The sequence below is a fragment of the Flavobacterium chungangensis genome, from assembly GCF_042654045.1.
Lineage (GTDB): Bacteria > Bacteroidota > Bacteroidia > Flavobacteriales > Flavobacteriaceae > Flavobacterium > Flavobacterium chungangensis.
Map to the genome: position 1 here is coordinate 1 of NZ_JBHSFY010000051.1, position 535 is coordinate 535.

The window sequence follows — 535 nt, forward strand, 5'->3', positions numbered from 1 at the left end:
CTGATAGGTACTTCACAATATAAGTTCGCACCATCTCGTTCAAAAATACTGTGCGGCTTCACCGATACCTGAACAAACAAGTCACCTGATGGCCCACCATGCGTTCCGGCTTCACCTTCACCAGACAAACGAATACGATCACCTGTGTCTACGCCGGCAGGAATTTTAACATTAAGTGTTTTGTACTCTTGCACTCGACCTTGTCCATGGCGATTTCCGCTTCCTTGAGGTACATCAGCGCGGTGCTGCGATCCCCGAGCTGCGCGGCGGAGTGCGCCTGCTGCCCGGCGAGGAACGCGCGCATATCGGCCTCACGCAACAAGTTCACGTCGCCGGGTACGGAATGCTTCAAGCAGGCGGCTGCGATGGCGAAGTCGAGTGCGTCCTTGTCGCTCATATGGCGCAGCAGGCCGTGCAGCAGGCCGGCGGCAAACGCATCGCCGCCGCCAATGCGGTCGACGATGCCGCTCAGCGCATACGCCTTCGTGCTCAGCACCCGTTCGCGCACGGCCAGCATGCCCGCCAGTTCCTGGTG

The 535-nt window shown here is 59.1% G+C and carries 1 protein-coding gene and 1 pseudogene; both read right to left on the minus strand.

Annotated features, from left to right (window positions below):
* Positions 1 to 212, minus strand: a pseudogene (locus tag ACFO3N_RS25020) (DnaJ C-terminal domain-containing protein); the annotation flags it as partial.
* Positions 149 to 517, minus strand: a complete 369-nt coding sequence (locus ACFO3N_RS25025) for a PfkB family carbohydrate kinase (RefSeq protein WP_379801530.1) — start codon at positions 515 to 517, stop codon at positions 149 to 151. The pseudogene ACFO3N_RS25020 and the gene ACFO3N_RS25025, both read right to left, overlap by 64 nt.
* Positions 518 to 535: the final 18 nt, after the last annotated feature.

Bases quoted from the DNA above. Each gene is read 5' to 3' on its own strand.
- ACFO3N_RS25025 (WP_379801530.1), bottom strand. From the start codon at position 517: ATGCTGGCCGTGCGCGAACGGGTGCTGAGCACGAAGGCGTATGCGCTG.